The organism is Kitasatospora sp. P5_F3, from assembly GCF_054049135.1.
This window is the reverse complement of record NZ_JBFUMY010000012.1, coordinates 138,444-155,145: the sequence shown is the minus strand read 5'-3', so window position 1 is coordinate 155,145 and position 16,702 is coordinate 138,444. Positions and strand designations below refer to the sequence as shown.

General features: G+C 71.1%; 15 protein-coding genes and 1 pseudogene. 7 read left to right on the top strand and 9 right to left on the bottom strand.

Annotation, left to right across the window (positions count from 1 at the left end; translation table 11 throughout):
- The first annotated feature begins 15 nt into the window (after positions 1 to 15).
- Positions 16 to 837, top strand: a complete 822-nt coding sequence (locus ACXJMZ_RS11105) for a phosphate ABC transporter ATP-binding protein (RefSeq protein ID WP_457029837.1) — start codon at positions 16 to 18, stop codon at positions 835 to 837.
- Between the two features lie 53 nt (positions 838 to 890).
- The gene (locus tag ACXJMZ_RS11100) at positions 891 to 2,369 is read left to right on the top strand and encodes a M16 family metallopeptidase (protein WP_457029836.1); all 1,479 of its coding nucleotides are present in this window, start codon (positions 891 to 893) and stop codon (positions 2,367 to 2,369) included.
- Between the two features lie 35 nt (positions 2,370 to 2,404).
- Here the strand turns inward: ACXJMZ_RS11100 and ACXJMZ_RS11095 are convergent, their stop codons facing one another.
- The 4 genes from ACXJMZ_RS11095 to ACXJMZ_RS11080 all read right to left on the bottom strand — a co-directional run bounded on the left by ACXJMZ_RS11095 (position 2,405) and on the right by ACXJMZ_RS11080 (position 5,154).
- Complete coding sequence (locus ACXJMZ_RS11095) at positions 2,405 to 2,803, bottom strand: PPOX class F420-dependent oxidoreductase (RefSeq protein ID WP_457029835.1); 399 nt, start codon at positions 2,801 to 2,803, stop codon at positions 2,405 to 2,407.
- Positions 2,804 to 2,827: 24 nt separating this feature from the next.
- Entirely contained in the window at positions 2,828 to 4,264 is a 1,437-nt protein-coding gene (locus tag ACXJMZ_RS11090) for an MFS transporter (protein ID WP_457029834.1), read from the bottom strand.
- Between the two features lie 74 nt (positions 4,265 to 4,338).
- Entirely contained in the window at positions 4,339 to 4,821 is a 483-nt protein-coding gene (locus ACXJMZ_RS11085) for a MarR family winged helix-turn-helix transcriptional regulator (protein WP_457029833.1), read from the bottom strand.
- 48 nt (positions 4,822 to 4,869) lie between these two features.
- A complete protein-coding gene (locus ACXJMZ_RS11080; protein ID WP_457029832.1) occupies positions 4,870 to 5,154 on the bottom strand; it encodes a protealysin inhibitor emfourin in 285 nt (94 codons plus the stop codon).
- A 381-nt stretch (positions 5,155 to 5,535) separates the two neighbouring features.
- Between ACXJMZ_RS11080 and leuA the strand changes: the two genes are divergently transcribed.
- The 4 genes and pseudogenes from leuA to ACXJMZ_RS11060 all read left to right on the top strand — a co-directional run.
- Entirely contained in the window at positions 5,536 to 7,317 is a 1,782-nt protein-coding gene (leuA, locus tag ACXJMZ_RS11075; RefSeq protein ID WP_457029831.1) for a 2-isopropylmalate synthase, read from the top strand.
- A 334-nt stretch (positions 7,318 to 7,651) separates the two neighbouring features.
- Positions 7,652 to 8,197: a TerB family tellurite resistance protein gene (locus ACXJMZ_RS11070; RefSeq protein WP_457029830.1), complete on the top strand. Its 546-nt coding sequence runs from the start codon at positions 7,652 to 7,654 to the stop codon at positions 8,195 to 8,197.
- A gap of 214 nt (positions 8,198 to 8,411) precedes the next feature.
- Entirely contained in the window at positions 8,412 to 9,158 is a 747-nt protein-coding gene (recO, locus tag ACXJMZ_RS11065; protein WP_057238666.1) for a DNA repair protein RecO, read from the top strand.
- A 2-nt stretch (positions 9,159 to 9,160) separates the two neighbouring features.
- A pseudogene (locus ACXJMZ_RS11060) lies at positions 9,161 to 9,913 on the top strand (isoprenyl transferase); the annotation flags it as partial.
- 10 nt (positions 9,914 to 9,923) lie between these two features.
- Here the strand turns inward: ACXJMZ_RS11060 and ACXJMZ_RS11055 are convergent.
- The 4 genes from ACXJMZ_RS11055 to ACXJMZ_RS11040 all read right to left on the bottom strand — a co-directional run bounded on the left by ACXJMZ_RS11055 (position 9,924) and on the right by ACXJMZ_RS11040 (position 13,177).
- Positions 9,924 to 10,331 carry a Fur family transcriptional regulator gene (locus tag ACXJMZ_RS11055; RefSeq protein WP_057238670.1) on the bottom strand — a complete coding sequence of 136 codons (408 nt, stop codon included), beginning with the start codon at positions 10,329 to 10,331 and terminating at the stop codon, positions 9,924 to 9,926.
- A gap of 35 nt (positions 10,332 to 10,366) precedes the next feature.
- Positions 10,367 to 11,287: a metal ABC transporter permease gene (locus ACXJMZ_RS11050; RefSeq protein ID WP_457029829.1), complete on the bottom strand. Its 921-nt coding sequence runs from the start codon at positions 11,285 to 11,287 to the stop codon at positions 10,367 to 10,369.
- An 85-nt stretch (positions 11,288 to 11,372) separates the two neighbouring features.
- On the bottom strand, positions 11,373 to 12,212 hold the full coding sequence (locus ACXJMZ_RS11045; RefSeq protein WP_457029828.1) for a metal ABC transporter ATP-binding protein: 840 nt from the start codon (positions 12,210 to 12,212) through the stop codon (positions 11,373 to 11,375).
- 17 nt (positions 12,213 to 12,229) lie between these two features.
- Positions 12,230 to 13,177 (bottom strand): metal ABC transporter substrate-binding protein, encoded by a 948-nt coding sequence (locus ACXJMZ_RS11040; RefSeq protein ID WP_457029827.1) that lies wholly within the window; start codon positions 13,175 to 13,177, stop codon positions 12,230 to 12,232.
- Positions 13,178 to 13,388: 211 nt separating this feature from the next.
- Here ACXJMZ_RS11040 and ACXJMZ_RS11035 point away from each other — a divergent pair, with 211 nt between their 5' ends.
- Positions 13,389 to 14,771, top strand: a complete 1,383-nt coding sequence (locus ACXJMZ_RS11035) for a glycine--tRNA ligase (protein WP_457029826.1) — start codon at positions 13,389 to 13,391, stop codon at positions 14,769 to 14,771.
- A gap of 88 nt (positions 14,772 to 14,859) precedes the next feature.
- Here the strand turns inward: ACXJMZ_RS11035 and ACXJMZ_RS11030 are convergent, their stop codons facing one another.
- On the bottom strand, positions 14,860 to 16,602 hold the full coding sequence (locus ACXJMZ_RS11030) for a tetratricopeptide repeat protein (protein WP_457029825.1): 1,743 nt from the start codon (positions 16,600 to 16,602) through the stop codon (positions 14,860 to 14,862).
- Positions 16,603 to 16,702: the final 100 nt, after the last annotated feature.

The window sequence follows — 16,702 nt, the reverse complement described above, 5'->3', positions numbered from 1 at the left end:
AAAGGGGCCCGTACCGTGAGCCTCGACACCACGGCCGTCCTGCCGACCGTCCAGCAGAGCTCGGCGGGCACCCTGGACGCCCGCGCGGTCTCGGCCTGGTTCGGCGACCGCAAGGTCCTCGAGCAGGTCTCGCTGCTGATGCCGGCCGGGCAGGTCACCGCGCTGATCGGTCCGTCCGGCTGTGGGAAGTCCACCTTCCTGCGGATCCTCAACCGGATGCACGAGCTGATCCCGAGCGCCGCGCTGGCCGGTGAGGTGCTGCTGGACGGCGCCGACATCTACGCTCCCGAGCGGCGGCTCACCACCGCCCGGCGGGACATCGGGATGGTCTTCCAGAAGCCCAACCCCTTTCCGGCGATGTCGATCTACGACAACGTGCTGGCCGGGCTCAAGCTCACCGGCGTGCGGGCCTCGCGGGCCGAGAAGGACCACCTGGTCGAGGAGTGCCTGAGCAAGGCCGGCCTGTGGAAGGAGGTGCAGGACCGTCTCCGGCAGCCCGGCGGCGCGCTCTCCGGCGGCCAGCAGCAGCGGCTCTGCATCGCCCGTTCGCTGGCGGTCCGGCCCAAGATCCTGCTGATGGACGAGCCCTGCTCGGCCCTCGACCCGACCTCCACCCGCCGGATCGAGCAGACCATCCGCGAACTGGTGGCCGAGGTCACCATCGTGATCGTCACCCACAACATGCAGCAGGCCCAGCGGGTCTCCGACCAGTGCGCGTTCTTCCTGGCGGAGCAGGGCACCCCGGGCGGCATCGTGGAGCACGGCCCGACCGACGCGATGTTCGGCTCCCCGGTGGACCAGCGCACCTCGGACTACGTGAACGGCCGGTTCGGGTAGCCGTGGCCGAAAGCTGAGGCAGGGCAGGCGAAATCCGGCCATATGATCGCCTGATGCAACGCGATCTCATCGACGGCGTCCCCGTCCTGTGGGCAGAGGCGCCCGGCCCGCTCGAAGCCGTCCTGATCTTCGGCTGCGGGGCGAGTGACGAGACCTTCCGCACGCTGGGGGTGACCCACCTGGTGGAGCACCTGGCGATGAGTACGCTGCCCCGGCTGCACCACGACCACAACGCCTCGGTGGATCTGAATCTGACCCAGTTCACCGCGACCGGCCGCCCGGAGCAGGTGGTCGAGTTCCTGGCCAAGGTCTGCGAGGCGCTCGGCGCGCTCCCGCTGGAGCGGATCGAGCGGGAGGCCGGGGTGCTGGCCGCCGAGAACGGTGCGGTGACCGACCCGACCACCGCCGAGCTGCTCTCCAGCCGCTTCGGCACCCAGGGCCCCGGCCTGGCCTCGTTCCCCGGCCCGGGCCCCGACCGGATTCCGGTCGAGGCGGTGACCGAGCTCGCCGCGCGCTACTTCCACTCCGGCAACGCGGTGCTGGTGCTGACCGGCCCGCCGCCCGCCGGGCTGCGGCTGCCGCTGCCGGCCGGTGAGCGGCCGGACCGTAGCGCCGCCCACCCCGCGCGGCAGGCCGGCCCGTCCTGGCAGCAGGCCGACGTCCCGGGCCCGGGCCTGGCGCTCTCCTGCGACCTGGACGACCCGGCCATGCACCTGGCGCTGAACCTGCTGCGGCAGCGGCTGACCGAGCTGGTCCGGCATCAGCACGGCCTCTCCTACGACGTGGGCGGCGACGTCGTGCACGCGGGGCCGGCCTGGGGCGAGCGGGTGATCTGCCTGGACGCCCGGGAGGGCCAGGAGCAGCGGGTGGCCGAACTGCTCTGGCAGGAGGCGGTCCGGCTGGCCACCGAGAACGCGACCGAAGCGGAGCTCGCCGAGGAGATCGAGGGGGCCCGCGAGGTCTTCGAGGACCCGCGCTCGGTGGTCTACGAACTCGGCGAGGCAGCAGGGGAGTTCCTGCTCGGCGGGACCTACCGGCCGGCCGCCGACCGGCTGGACGCGATGCGTCGGGTCACCCCGGACGGGCTCCGGACGGCCTTCGCGGCCGCGCTGCGCTCCGCGCTGCTGGTTGTACCGCTGGACACCGAGGTCGCGCTGCGGCTCCCCGACGGCACCGAGCTGGCCCGCTACCGCTGCGCCGATGCGGCCGAACTGCCGCGCGGTGGGCAGGAGTTCCGGCCTTCGCTGAAGGACCGGCTGCGCTACGCAGCGGCCCGGAAGACCCGGCTGGTGGTCACCGGCGAGGGCCTGTGGTCCAGTCAGTCCGACGGCTCCGTCCATCACCTGCCGTTCACCGACGTGGTCGGCGTGGAGCAGCGCGGCCCCGGCCGGATGGTGTTCGGCCGGGGCAACTGCTGGATGCCGGTCCTGCCCGACGTGTTCCAGGGCATCGCCCCGGCGGTCCGGGCGATCGACGCGGCCGTCCCGGCGGCGCTGTGCTATCCGGCCTCCGGCTTCAACTCCGAGGACTGACCACCCCGTTCGGCCGGCGCCCCGGGTGTCCGGGTTCAGACCGCGAACCTGAGCACCTTGGCCGGGGTCACCCGGATGACCAGCCGCACCTCGTCGGGCTCGGCCAGCGGCGGGTCGGTGCCCAGGTACCGGTGCGACAGCTCGTACGGCAGCTGCCGGTCCGGGTCGGGGAGCAGCTCGGCGGTGCCGCGCAGCTCGACCGAGGAGTAGGGGTTGGCGAGGTCGTAGACCGAGACGCTGACCCGGGGGTCGCGGGCCAGGTTGCGGGCCTTCTGCCGGCCTGCGGTGGTGGAGAGCAGGACGGTGTCGCCCTCGCGCTTCAGCCACATCACCGAGGACTGCGGGCCGCCGTCCGGGTTCAGGGTGGTGACGGTGGCGAAGTTCCGGGCGTCCAGCAGGGCGCGGACCTCGAGGTCGAGCGTCGGCGTGCTCATCGTGGTGGCTCCTTCGGGTGGAATTCAGACCAGGGCGTGGACGGGTGCGGGGGCGGCGGCCGGGGCGGGGCGGCGGAGCAGGGTGGCGGCCAGCAGGAAGGCCAGGACCAGCAGGCCGGTGCCGATCCCGAAGGCGAGCCGGAAGCCGTCGGTCAGGGCGGCCTGGGCTGACGCTCCGTCGGCCAGCAGGGCGTCGGTACGGCTGCCGGCCAGGGTGGCCAGCACGGCCACGCCGAGGGCGCCACCGACCTGTTGGGTGGTGTTGAAGAGGCCGGAGCTGACGCCCGCGTCCTCGGGGCTCGCGTCGGCCATGGCGAGCGAGGTGAGGGCGGAGATGGCCAGTCCGAAGCCGCCCGCGAGCAGCATGGTGGGGAGCAGGTGGACCGGGTAGGAGGCGTCCACCGGGAGCCTGGTCAGCAGGCCGATGGCGGCCACCAGCAGGGCCAACCCGGCGAGCAGCACGGCCCGTTCGCCGAACCGGGCGTTCAGCCGGGCGGACAGGAGGAGCGAGACGGTGCCGATGGTCAGGGCGGCCGGGAGCATGGCGAACCCGGTGGCGGCGGCGCCGTAGCCGAGCACGTTCTGCAGGTAGAGCGCGATCAGCACCTGGAAGCCGAACAGCGCGGAGACCATCAGGACCTGCACCAGATTGGCCCCGGCGACGGTGCGGGAGCGGAGCAGCCGCAGCGGCAGCAGCGGTTCGGCGGCCTGCCGCTGGCGGAGCACGAAGCCGGTGAGCAGCAGCACGGAGAGGCCGCCGAGCAGCAGTGCGCCCCAGCCGTGGCGGTCGATCGAGACGATGGCGTAGACACCGGTCATCAGTCCGGCGGTGACCAGAGCGGTGCCGGGCAGGTCGAGGCCCCGGAGCGAGCGGGCCGGGCCGTCGGCGGCCAGCACCTTGAGGGAGAGCAGGACGGCGGCGAGGCCGATCGGCAGGTTGACGAAGAAGATCCAGTTCCAGCCGACCGCCTCGGTCAGCACCCCGCCGAGCACCTGCCCGATCGAGGCCCCGGCCGCGCCGACGAAGCTGAACGCGCCGATCGCCCGGCCGCGCTCGCCCGGCTCGGGGAAGAGCGTGACGATCATGCCGAGGCTGACCGCGGAGGCCATCGCCCCGCCGATGCCCTGCAGGAACCGGGCGCCGATCAGCAGTTCCTGACTGCCCGCCACCCCGCAGAGCAGCGAGGCCGCGGTGAAGATCACCAGCCCGGCGACGAACATCCGGCGCCGGCCGAGCAGGTCACCGAGCCGCCCGGCCAGCAGCAGGAGCCCGCCGAAGGCGATCAGGTAGGCGTTGACCGTCCAGGTCAGGTTCTCCGGGGAGAAGGCCAGGTCGGCCTGGATGGCGGGCAGCGCCACCGTCACGATGCTGCCGTCCAGAATGATCATCAGCATCCCGGCGCAGAGCACGGCGAGTGCCAACCAGCGTGAGCGTTCGGTGGAGTGGGCGTTCGGGGTCATGGGGTCCCTCCCGTTCGGTGGCTACGGGATGGAACATTATCAGATAGTCCCGTACGGGACTATCTTTTCCAGGACTATCCTCGCGCCCGCCGGGCCCGGCGGACCGGCCGGTCGCTCTCGACCGGCGTGGCGAGGTGTCCCTCCTGAAGGGTGGTCAGGGCGCGCAGCAGTGCCGCCCCGTCCTCGCCGGGCAGGGCGTCCAGGGCGTCCTGGTGCACCCGGTCGACGATCTTCACTCCCTCGGTCACCGCCTTGGCGCCGCTCGGGGTGACCGAGATGATCCGGGCCCGGCGGTCGGTGCTGGACGGGCGGCGCTCGGCCAGGCCGAGGCGTTCCAGCTCGTCGACGGTGACCACCATGGTGGTCTTGTCCAGGTCGGCGATCTCGGCCAGCTGGATCTGGGTCCGCTCCTGCTCCTGTGCGTGCAGGAGTACGCAGAAGCCGCGCGGGGTGATCTCGAGACCGCTCTCGGCGAAGGCGGCCGACATCCGGGTCGCCAGTACGTGGCTGGTGTGGGCCAGTAGGCCGGACAGGTCCAAAACGGTGCGGGTGGTCATACCTGCAGTCTACAAACTGCGGCAAGCTCCGGATTATCCGGAAGCGGACTACTGGTGCGGATGCAGCCCCACGCCCTCGCGCAGCACCAGGGAGACCAGCTCGTGCTGCGAGTCGGTCAGCCGGGGGTCGGCGCAGTGCACCGTCCGCCCGTCCACGGTGATCGCATAGTGGAAGCCGTCCGGCACCCCGTACGAGGGCGCGCGCAGCCCGCCCGCCACCGCCTCCCTGGCCAGCGCGTGCACATGGGGCGCGTCGGTCCGTTCGGTGGTGTCCAGCTCGGCTCGGAGGGGGTGGCCGGCCAGGCCGCCGGTCCGGGTCACCTGGATACGCATGGTTGCCAGTGTGCTACGCACCGCCGTCGGCGCGCTGCCGATTTTCGTGAAAATGCGGTGCAAGGTCGGCGGGGCTCCGGAGCGGGGGAGCCGCCGCCGAGCTGATGGATCGTCAGTTCGACCCCGTCTCACAGGGTGGAATGGTGGCGAGGCTCACTGTGAGGACGGAGGGGCCTGGGTTACGCTGGGACACATCATGCGTTACGGGCTGCTTCTTCTTAGCTGCCGCGGCGAGGGCCTGTAGACCACTGAAGGCCGGCTCCCTCTCCGCGGGGGACTGTGCTGCACCCGCACCGATGCGGGTCAGTAGTCGGCCGAGTCGGGTGTCCATTCACCCCGACCAAGCCCGCATATCGAGTTCGGAAGCCGAGAGTCTCCTCCATGACTGAGCAGTCCTCCATCGCTCGCGCGTTCAACGACCGTCCCACCCCGATCACCGCCGCGGCCACGCCGCAGAAGCCGTCCGGCATGCCGTTCCAGCGGTACGTACCCTTCGGCGCCGTGGACCTGCCGGACCGGACCTGGCCGGGCAAGGTGATCACCCAGGCGCCGCGCTGGCTGTCCACCGACCTGCGGGACGGCAACCAGGCGCTGATCGACCCGATGTCGCCGGCCCGCAAGCGCAAGATGTTCGACCTGCTGGTGAAGATGGGCTACAAGGAGATCGAGGTCGGCTTCCCGTCCTCCGGGGCCACCGACTTCGACTTCGTCCGCTCGCTGATCAACGAGGACGCGATCCCCGAGGACGTCACCATTTCGGTGCTGACCCAGGCCCGCGAGGACCTGATCGAGCGAACGGTGGAGTCCCTGGTCGGCGCTCCCCGGGCGACCGTCCACCTGTACAACGCGACCTCGCCGCTGTTCCGCCGGGTGGTCTTCAAGGGCAGCAAGGACGACATCAAGGCGATCGCCGTGGACGGCACCCGCCTGGTGATGGAGTACGCCGAGAAGATCCTGCGGGACGACACCGTCTTCGGCTACGAGTACTCGCCGGAGATCTTCATCGACACCGAGCTGGACTTCGCGCTGGAGGTCTGCGAAGGGGTAATGGATGTCTGGCAGCCGGGCGAGGGCCGCGAGATCATCCTGAACCTGCCGACCACGGTCGAGCGCTCCACCCCGAACGTCTACGCCGACAAGATCGAGTGGATGTCGCGGAACCTGACCCGCCGTGAGTTCGTCGCGCTGTCCACCCACCCGCACAACGACCGGGGCACCGGCGTGGCCTCCGCCGAGCTGGCCATCATGGCCGGGGCGGACCGGGTCGAGGGCTGCCTGTTCGGGCAGGGCGAGCGAACCGGCAACCTGGACCTGGTCAACGTGGGGATGAACCTGTTCTCGCAGGGCGTCGACCCGATGATCGACTTCTCCGACATCGACGAGATCCGCCGCACCGCCGAGTACTGCAACCAGATGCCGGTGCCGGAGCGCCACCCCTATGCCGGCGACCTGGTGTACACCTCCTTCTCCGGCTCGCACCAGGACGCGATCAAGAAGGGCTTCGACGCCCTGGAGGCCGACGCCAAGGCGGCCGGGGTGCCGGTGGGCGAGTACACCTGGGGCGTCCCCTACCTGCCGATCGACCCGAAGGACGTCGGCCGCAGCTACGAGGCGGTCATCCGGGTCAACAGCCAGTCCGGCAAGGGCGGCATCGCGTACGTCCTGAAGAACGACCACAAGCTGGACCTGCCGCGCCGTCAGCAGATCGAGTACTCCCGGATCATCCAGGCCAAGACCGAGGCCGAGGGCGGCGAGGTCACTCCGGCCGAGATCTGGAGTGTCTTCCAGGACGAGTACCTGCCCACCCCCGGCAACGCCTGGGGCCGGATCGCGCTGACCGGTTCGCGCAGCCTGACCACCGAGGACGGCCGCGACGTGCTGCGCGCCGAGGCCGAGGTGGACGGACGGCCCGTCACCCTGCAGGGCACCGGCAACGGCCCGGTCTCCGCCTTCGTCAACGCGCTGGCCGGGATCGGCGTGGACGTCCGGGTGCTGGACTACGCCGAGCACGCGCTGAGCGAGGGCGGCGACGCCCAGGCCGCCGCGTACGTCGAGTGCGCGGTGGACGGCAAGGTGCTGTGGGGCGTAGGCATCGACGCCAACACCGTGCTGGCCTCGCTGAAGGCCGTGGTCAGCGCCGTCAACCGGGCGCAGCGCGCCTGATCCTCCCTCAGGGGGCCGCCGATGGCGGCCTCCTGAGAGGTTTCTGGGAATGTGTTCTGCGACACATTTTTACCCGTTCGGGGTGCTGACACCCGTGCGTAACCATGGCAGCATCTATCCACCGGAACCAGGGTCGGTGGGACGACCGCGGAGTCCGGTCGCGTGACCTGCCCATTGTTGTGCAGGCCGCCTGCCATGTCTGGGGAGTGGCGCCGTGACAGGGTTGTGGGGTGTCCGCCCTCGTTGGCGGACTGATGTCCTCGGTGATTTCTACTGTCCGGGCTGTGGTGGGGACCGCAACTACCGTCGGCAGCACGGTCGGCGGTGGCTGCGGTTGCTCGGCACCCCGGTGCTGCCCGTCGGTCCGGTGACCGGCTGCGTGCAGTGCACCTCCTGCCACCGCCGCTACGGCGTCGAGACTCTCGACCAACTCACCTGCGTCCGGCTGGCCGCGATGCTGCGGGACGCCCAGTACACCGTCGCGCTCGCCCTGCTCGCGGCCGGCGGCACCGGCAGCCGCTCGGCCCGGGACGCGGCCTGCGGCGTGATCCGCGAGGCCGGGTTCGAGGACTGCGGCGAGGCCCAGGTGCTGGCCGCACTGGCCGCCCTCTCCGGGGTCGGCGGTGAGGCACCGCTCGACCTGGCCGGGGCCGGCAGCGGGCTGACCGTCGAACTGCACGCCGCGATCGAGCCGTTGGCCCCGCACCTGGCCCAGCAGGGCCGGGAGCGGCTGGTGCTGCAGGGCGCCTGGATCGCCCTGGCCGACGGGCCCTACCTCCCCCAGGAGCGCGCCGCACTGGCGGCCGTCGGCCGCTGCCTCAAGCTCCCCGGCAGCCGGGTCGACGAACTGCTGGAGGCAGCCACCAACGCTCCCCACTGACCCCCACAGGCCGGGCCCGACTCCCCCCTCCGGGCCCGCCGTGACCCGCACCCACTTGGTCTCCCCACGGGACCGGGTGCGGGGCCCACGGCTGTACGGATCCGCCTGCGGCGGGCTTGCTGGTGGCGGGGACGATCTCGGCTCGGAGAGCCCGCCGCAGGCGGGGCTGCCGGCCCCGGGCGGGGGTGTCGGTGGCGTACGGGACAATGGGGGCATGAGTCTGTTCCGGGACGACGGCATCGTGCTCCGCACCCAGAAGCTGGGCGAGGCCGACCGGATCATCACCCTGTTGACCCGTCAGCACGGCAAGGTGCGGGCGGTGGCGCGGGGTATCCGTAAGACGAAGTCGAAGTTCGGGGCGCGGCTGGAGCCGTTCTCGCACGTGGACGTGCAGTTCTTCAGCCGTGGCGCGGATCTGATCGGCCGGGGTCTGCCGCTCTGTACCCAGGTGGAGACCATCGCGCCGTTCGGCGCCACCATCGTCACCGACTACGGCCGCTACACCGCCGGCACCGCGATGCTGGAGACGGCCGAGCGGTTCGCGGAGAACGAGGGCGAGCCGGCCGTCCAGCAGTACCTGCTGCTGGTGGGCGGGCTGCGGACGCTGGCCGCCGGGACGCACCAGTCGCACCTGGTGCTGGACGCGTTCCTGCTCCGCTCACTGGCCGTCAACGGCTACGGCGCCAGCTTCACCGACTGCGCGAAGTGCGGACTGCCGGGCCCCAACCGGTTCTTCTCGCTGCAGGCAGGCGGGGTGCTCTGCGCGGACTGCCGCGTGCCTGGCTGTGCCGTACCCTCCCCTGAGACACTGGTACTGCTCGGCGCGCTGCTGTCAGGGGACTGGCGGACGGCCGACGGATGTGAGTCCCGGTACTGGCGGGAGGGCAGCGGCCTGGTCGCGGCCTACCTGCAGTGGCACCTGGAGCGGGGTATCCGCTCGATGAGATACGTGGAGAAGTGAGCATGGCAGCGCGACGGCTCTTCGGCAGCAAGCAGCGGGAGTACCTCCCCCCGACCCCGCACCCGAGCGGCGCCGTGCCGCCGAAGCTCCCGGGCGAGCTGGTGCCCGAGCACGTCGCGATCGTGATGGACGGCAACGGCCGCTGGGCCAAGGAGCGCGGCCTGCCCCGCACCGAGGGCCACAAGATCGGCGAGTCGGTGGTGCTGGACGTGCTCAAGGGCGCGATCGAGCTGGGCGTCAAGAACGTGTCGCTGTACGCCTTCTCGACCGAGAACTGGAAGCGGTCCCCGGAGGAGGTGAAGTTCCTGATGAACTTCAACCGGGACGTGATCCGCCGCCGCCGCGACGAGATGGACGCGATGGGCGTCCGGATCCGCTGGGCCGGGCGGATGCCCAAGCTCTGGAAGAGCGTGGTGCAGGAGCTCCAGGTCGCCGAGGAGCAGACCAAGGGCAACGACGCCGTCACCCTCTACATGTGCGTCAACTACGGCGGCCGGGCCGAGATCGCGGACGCGATGGCGGGGATCGCCCGCGACGTGGCCGACGGCCGGCTGGACCCGTCGAAGGTCAACGAGAAGACCATCGCCAAGTACCTCTACCACCCGGACATGCCGGACGTGGACCTCTTCCTGCGCCCCAGCGGCGAGCAGCGCACCTCCAACTTCCTGCTCTGGCAGAGTGCTTACGCCGAGTTCGTGTTCCAGGACGTGCTCTGGCCGGACTTGCCCGTACGCGACTGCGTACGGGCCCTCGGTGCTTGGTGGTTCAGGACTTCTTGGTGCACTCCGCGCAGGTCCCGAAGATCTCCAGGGTGTGCGCGATGTCGCTGTAGCCGTGCTCGGCCGCGATCGAGTTGGCCCAGCGCTCGACCGCCGGGCCCTCGACCTCGACGGTGGAGCCGCAGCTGCGGCAGACCAGGTGGTGGTGGTGCCCGCTGCTGCACCGGCGGTAGACCGCCTCGCCGTCGGCGGTGCGCAGCACGTCCACCTCACCGGCGTCGGCCAGCGACTGCAGGGTGCGGTAGACGGTGGTCAGACCGACCGAGTCGCCCCGGTGCTTGAGCAGGTCGTGCAGCTCCTGCGCACTGCGGAAGTCCTCGATCTCGTCCAGGGCCGCCGAGACGGCGGCACGCTGCCTGGTCGATCGGGCACGCGACGGGCCTGCGGTGGTCACCGTGGGTCCTCCTGGTCGTGGGGTGGTGGGGCACCTCATTGTGCCAGCCCCCGACTGGTGACCGAATCCTCCGCGCGGCCCTGTTGCTGATCGGGCAGCCGTACCTCGCAGACCTCGGGACCGTGGTCGCTCGCGGCCCGGTGCCGACGCCGGGCCAGCGGTGTGGCGACCGCGCTGAGCACCGCGAAGACCACGATCGCCAGCAGCACGATGGTCGGCCCCGAGGGCAGGTCGGCCTGGTACGAGCCGGCCACCCCGGCCACCGCGACCAGTACGCCGACCCCGATCGAGGCGGCCTGGGTCATCGCGAAGGACCGGGTGAGCTGCTGCGCCGCGACCACCGGAACCACCATCAGCGCGCTGACCAGCAGCAGGCCGACCACCCGCATCGCCACCGTGACGGTGACCGCGGCCATCACGGCCAGCAGCAGGTTCAGCACGCGCACCGGCAGCCCGGTGACCCGGGCGAACTCCTCGTCCTGGCAGATCGCGAAGAGCTGGCGGCGCAGACCGATGGTGACCGCGACGACCACCCCGGCCAGCACCGTGATGGTGATCAGGTCGCTCGGCGCCACGGTCAGGATGGAGCCCCAGAGGTAGCTCTCCAGACTGCCGCTGCCCGCCTGGGCGCTCATGCTGACCAGCATCTTCCCGCAGGCCATACCGCCGTAGAAGAGCATCGCCAGCGCGATGTCGCCACGCTGGTTGCCGCGCGAGCGGACCAGCTCCATGACGACGGCGCCGAGCACGCAGACCAGCACGGCCATCCAGACCGGGCTGGTCTGGAAGAAGAAGCCGAGGCCGACACCGGTGAGCGCGACATGGCCCATGCCGTCACCCATCAGCGCCTGCCGGCGCTGCACCAGGTAGATGCCGACGGCGGGCGCGGTGATGCCGACCAGTACGGCGGCGATCAGGGCGCGCTGCATGAAGTCGTAGCTGAGCATTTCGGTCATGCGAGTCGTCCCGGGGTCGTCAGGTGGTCGGTCAGCGCGTGCCGTTCAGCACCACCCACCCGCCCGGAGGGCATCTGCATTTCGGTCATGCGAGCAGTCCAGGGGTCGTCAGGTGGTCGTCCCCGTGCGGGTGGACGTGGTCGTGCCCGGGCAGTGCGTGCTGGCCGGTGTTGGGGTGCGGCGGGCCGTCGTACGCGACGCAGCCGTCGCGGAGCACCACGGTGCGGTCGATCAGCGGCTCCAGCGGCCCGAGTTCGTGCAGCACCAGCAGGACGGCGGCGCCCCGGCCGACCTCTTGGCGCAGGGTGTCGGCGAGCACCTGCTGGCTGGCCACGTCCACCCCGGCCATCGGCTCGTCCATGATGAGGAGTTCGGGGGAGCCGACCAGCGCGCGGGCGATCAGCACCCGCTGGTGCTGGCCGCCGGAGAGCCCGGCCACGCCGTCCCCGGCCCGGTCCAGCATGCCGACCTGGGCCAGCGCGCGGTCGACCGCGGCCTTGTCCTTGCGGCGGAACGGGAACAGCCCGTGCTGCGGCAGCCGCCCGGTGGAGACCACCTCGCGGACGGTGGCGGGCACCCCGCTGGCGGCGGAGGTGCGCTGCGGCACGTAGCCGATCCGGTGCCAGGCCCGGAACTTGGCGAACGGCGTGCCGAACAGCTCCAGGCCGCCGCGCTCCAGCGGGACGGCGCCGATCACCGACTTCACGGTGGTGGACTTGCCGGAGCCGTTGGCCCCGAGCAGCGCGACCACCTCGCCGGGGCGGACCTTGAGGTCCACCCCGCGCAGCACGGGACGGCCGCCGAGCGAGGCGACGGCGTCGCAGAGACAGACGGCCGCGGGCGCGGCACCCGCCTCACGGGGGTGCCGCGCCTGGGCGGAGTCCGTCCCTGCAGCCTGCTGGGCCTTGGGTATGACAGAGCTCATGAGTATCCGATGTCCCGTCAGCCGGTGGTGCCGAAGGCGGCCTGGAGGTTGTGCAGGTTCTGCCGCATGACCGACAAGTAGGTGTCCTTGGCCGGGTCCTTGACGCCCTCCAGCGGGTCCAGCACCGCGGTCTTCAGACCGAGGTCCTTGGCGACCGTGTCGGCGAGCTTGGGGCTGACCAGGGTCTCGAAGAAGATCGTGGTGACGCCGTGCTGCTTGGCGGCCTGCTGGACCTCGGCCAGCTTGCCCGGGGTGGGCTCGGCCTCCGGGTCGACGCCGTTGATGGCGATCTGGTCGATGCCGTAGGCGTCGGCGAGGTAGCCGAAGGCGGCGTGGCTGGTGACGAACGACCTGCCCTTGGCGTTCTGCAGGCCGGCCTTGAACTCCTGGTCCAGGGTGGCGAGTTCGGCCACCATCCGGTCGGTGTTCCGCTGGTAGTCGGCCGCGTGCGTGGGGTCGGCCTTGGCCAGCTCGGAGCCGACGCTCTTGGCGACGGCGGCGTAGCGGTTCGGGTCGAGCCAGATGTGCGGGTCGCCGGCGGCGGCCTCGTGCTCGTGGCCGTCGCCCTCGGCGTGGCCCTCGTCCAGGTGGTGGTCGACCAGCGGGGAGGCGGCGGTGGCGTCCACCACGTGCTTGGAGTCACTCTGCGCGACCGCCTTGTCGACGGCCGGCTGGAGCCCCTTGAGGTAGACCACCGTGCCGGCCTCCTTGACCTGGGCGACCTGCTTGGCCGTCAGCTCCAGGTCGTGCGGCTCGACGCCGGCCTTGGTGAGGCCGGTCACCTTCACGTGCTCGCCGCCGATCTGCTGGGCGAGGTACTCCATGGGGTAGAACGACGCGACCACGTCCAGCTTGCCGTCGCTGCCCTTCGCGCTGCTCGAACCGCCGCAGGCGGTGAGGACGAGGGCGCCGACGACGGCGGTGGCGGTCAGGGCTATGGAGGTGGGGACGCGTCGCAACATCATGACAACCATTCTCAACTTAACTGGAAATGATTGTCAACTCGATCGACCATCGAACAAGCGGATCGTCGGTTCGACACACCGAGCGACCGCGGAATACCGATTTGAACCCCGCCCCACCACGCCCGGTAACCTCTGGAGGTATTCGGGTGCGTGCAACCAGCCGCGCCTTGACCGTGCCGTCCTCCCGTGACGTCGTACTGAAGAGAGCACTGTGGCCGCCGACAAGATCGACACGATCGTCAGCCTGAGCAAGCGCCGTGGCTTCGTCTACCCCTGCAGCGAGATCTACGGCGGCACCCGCGCCGCCTGGGACTACGGCCCGCTGGGCGTCGAGCTCAAGGAGAACATCAAGCGCCAGTGGTGGCGTTCGATGGTCACCGCTCGGGAGGACGTCGTCGGGCTCGACTCGTCGGTGATCCTGGCCCGCGAGGTCTGGGAGGCCTCGGGCCACGTCGCGACCTTCAACGACCCGCTGACCGAGTGCCTCTCCTGCCACAAGCGGTTCCGCGCGGACCACCTGGAGGAGGCGTACGAGGCCAAGCACGGCCGGGTCCCGGCGAACGGCCTGGCCGACATCAACTGTCCGAACTGCGGCAACAAGGGCGGCTTCACCGAGCCCAAGGAGTTCTCGGGCATGCTGAAGACGCACCTCGGCGTCACCGAGGACGCGGGTGGCCTGGCCTACCTGCGCCCGGAGACCGCCCAGGGCATCTTCACCAACTTCAAGGCGGTGCAGACGACTTCGCGCAAGAAGCCGCCGTTCGGCATCGCCCAGGTCGGCAAGAGCTTCCGGAACGAGATCACCCCCGGCAACTTCATCTTCCGGACCCGCGAGTTCGAGCAGATGGAGATGGAGTTCTTCGTCAAGCCGGGCGAGGACGAGCAGTGGCACGAGTACTGGCTCCAGCAGCGCTGGGACTGGTACGTCGGCCTCGGCCTGCGGACCGAGAACATGCGCTTCTTCGAGCACCCGAAGGAGAAGCTGTCCCACTACGCCAAGCGCACGGTGGACATCGAGTACCGCTTCAACTTCGGCGGCAGCGAGTTCTCCGAGCTGGAGGGCCTGGCCAACCGCACCGACTACGACCTCCGGGTGCACAGCGAGGCCAGCGGCCAGGACCTCAAGTACTTCGACCAGGAGTCCGGCGAGCGGTACTACCCGTACGTCATCGAGCCCGCAGCCGGTCTGAACCGCGCCATGCTGGCCTTCCTGATCGACGCCTACTTCGAGGACGAGGCGCCGAACGCCAAGGGCGTCATGGAGAAGCGGGTCGGCATGCGGCTCGACCCCCGGCTCGCCCCGGTCAAGGTCGCGGTGCTGCCGCTGTCGCGGAACGCCGACCTGTCGCCGAAGGCCCGCGGCCTGGCGGCCGACCTGCGCACCGCGTGGAACGTCGAGTTCGACGACGCGGGCGCGATCGGCAAGCGCTACCGCCGTCAGGACGAGATCGGCACGCCGTTCTGCGTCACGGTCGACTTCGACACCCTCGAGGACAACGCGGTCACCATCCGCGAGCGTGACACCATGGCGCAGGAGCGGGTCTCGCTCGACCAGGTGAAGGCCTACCTGGGTGCGCGCCTGATCGGCTGCTGACGCTCTGTCGTCTGCTGACGCTCCGTCGGTTCTCGAACGGCCCTTCCGCTCCGGCGGGAGGGCCGTTCGCGTGCCGGTCGGTCGGACGTCAGCGGCTCGCCCGGCGCAGGCGGTCGGCGGTGCGGCGGGCGACCCTGGCCTCGCTGCGGTGGCCGTGGTGGCGCAGGTAGTGGTCGAGCCACTCCATGGATACGGCGAGCTGCTCGACGTCGCTGCCGGGTGAGTGGGCGCCGAGGCTGTCCAGGATCGCGACGGCCTCCCGGAACGGGGCCAGCACCTGCTCGGTCTGTTCCAGCCGGGAGTGCCGAAGCGCCAGATTGGACAGCACGTGCACGGCACCGGACCGGTGCTGCTCCGGGTCCTGCGCGTACAGCTGCCGGTAGAGGTCGGCGGCCTCGCTGGTGACGGTCAGCGAGGCGGTGTGGTCGTCGGTGTCGGCGTACCGGATGCCCAGGTGGTTGAGCGCCGTGGCGAGGCCGGCGGTGTGTCCGGCCGCTCCGGCGGCGACCAGCTGCCGGTACAGGACGACCGCCTCCTCGGTGGCGGCCCGCGCCTCCCGGTGCCGTCCGAGTACGGCGAGGCGACGGCCCAGGCTGTCCAGGGCGTCCGCGTAGAGGTGGCGTACCTGGCCCGGAAAACGCGGGAGTTGGTGCCGGTAGATCCGGACCGCCTGCTCGGTGACGGACAGCGCCTCGGTGGCGCGGCCGTCCCAGGCCAGCAGCAGGCCGAGACTGTGCAGGCAGTTGGCGTGGACGAGGTGGAGCCCGGGATGGTCGTGGCCGGCGGACAGACCGACGGCGTCCCGGAGCAGCTCGGCGCCCGCGCCGGCGCGCCCGGAACGGCCCAGCGCGAGGCCCTCGCTGTTCAGCCGTCCGATCCGCTTCAACAAGGTCGGGTCGGGTGCCGGTATTCGCGGCCCCGGGGTGGACGTGCGGGTGAACTCACCGTCGTGGGTCAGGCGGAAGCCGTGCTGTTGGCCCAGGTGGTCCAGCGAGGCGAGCAGATCCGGGGCGGTTGCGGCCAACCTGTCGCGCAGGCCCGCCGATTCGGCTCGGTAGGGTGCCGCCTCGGTGGCCCGGCCGAGCTCGGTCAGCACTCCGGTCAGCGTGAACAGGGTTGCCCCGTAGGCAGCTTGGTCCGACGGAGCTTGCGAGCGGCGGCCCAGCAAGTGGTAGATGCCGACCGACTCCTCGAGCACCGGGACGGCCTGCTCACCTCGGCCCATCTCGGCGAGCTTGATGCCCAGGTCCCCCAGGGCGGACGCGAGTTCGGCTCGGGCGTCGTCCATGCCATGGCTCGCCGTCGAGGGGAAGGCGGCGAAGGATGTTCTGCTGCTCGCCACCAGTCGGCGGCGGAGCAGCACGGCCTCCTCGATCCGGGCCAGTGCCTCCTGGTGGGCGCCCGTCTCGGCCAGCTGGTTCCCGAGCCGGGCCAGCGCCCCGGCCAGCTCCGGCTCCAACTCCGGTTCCAGACGGGCGGCTTCGCGGAGCAGGGCGACCGCCTCGGTGGCCAGCACCCGGGCCTCCGCACGGCGGCCCAGCAGACCCACGAACAGCGCGAGCATGTCCAGCGCGGATGCCAAGGCCGGCCGGTAACCGGCCTGGTCCCGGTCCGCGAGCCGGCGGAAGACCGCCACGGCCTCCGCCATCAGCTCGGCCCCCTCCGCCAGGCCGCCGGGCGTGCTGCCGAGCAGCATGGCGAGCCGGTACAGGGCGAGCCCGAGATCTGCTTGCTCCGGGGCTCCGGCCGCCGACCGCCGGAGTCGCGCCACCTCCGCACGCGCCTGCGCCGGCTCGGCCGTGTCCGGCCCCTGCGCGTCCCGTCCCGGCATCCCGAACCCCCTGTTGCTCCGGCTGCTCCGGGGCGCATCGCCCTCCGGTGAGTACGCCGGGGAGCCGGGAGCGGTTCCGTCCCCCCACTGCTGGAGGGGG

What these genes read in the sequence shown, in the direction of transcription:
- ACXJMZ_RS11100 (WP_457029836.1), top strand. Translation starts at nt 891, where the DNA reads ATGCAACGCGATCTCATCGACGGCGTCCCCGTCCTGTGGGCAGAGGCG.
- ACXJMZ_RS11095 (WP_457029835.1), bottom strand. Translation starts at nt 2,803, where the DNA reads ATGAGCACGCCGACGCTCGACCTCGAGGTCCGCGCCCTGCTGGACGCC.
- ACXJMZ_RS11090 (WP_457029834.1), bottom strand. Translation starts at nt 4,264, where the DNA reads ATGACCCCGAACGCCCACTCCACCGAACGCTCACGCTGGTTGGCACTC.
- ACXJMZ_RS11085 (WP_457029833.1), bottom strand. Translation starts at nt 4,821, where the DNA reads ATGACCACCCGCACCGTTTTGGACCTGTCCGGCCTACTGGCCCACACC.
- ACXJMZ_RS11080 (WP_457029832.1), bottom strand. Translation starts at nt 5,154, where the DNA reads ATGCGTATCCAGGTGACCCGGACCGGCGGCCTGGCCGGCCACCCCCTC.
- leuA (WP_457029831.1), top strand. Translation starts at nt 5,536, where the DNA reads ATGACTGAGCAGTCCTCCATCGCTCGCGCGTTCAACGACCGTCCCACC.
- recO (WP_057238666.1), top strand. Translation starts at nt 8,412, where the DNA reads ATGAGTCTGTTCCGGGACGACGGCATCGTGCTCCGCACCCAGAAGCTG.
- ACXJMZ_RS11050 (WP_457029829.1), bottom strand. Translation starts at nt 11,287, where the DNA reads ATGACCGAAATGCTCAGCTACGACTTCATGCAGCGCGCCCTGATCGCC.
- ACXJMZ_RS11045 (WP_457029828.1), bottom strand. Translation starts at nt 12,212, where the DNA reads ATGAGCTCTGTCATACCCAAGGCCCAGCAGGCTGCAGGGACGGACTCC.
- ACXJMZ_RS11040 (WP_457029827.1), bottom strand. Translation starts at nt 13,177, where the DNA reads ATGATGTTGCGACGCGTCCCCACCTCCATAGCCCTGACCGCCACCGCC.
- ACXJMZ_RS11030 (WP_457029825.1), bottom strand. Translation starts at nt 16,602, where the DNA reads ATGCCGGGACGGGACGCGCAGGGGCCGGACACGGCCGAGCCGGCGCAG.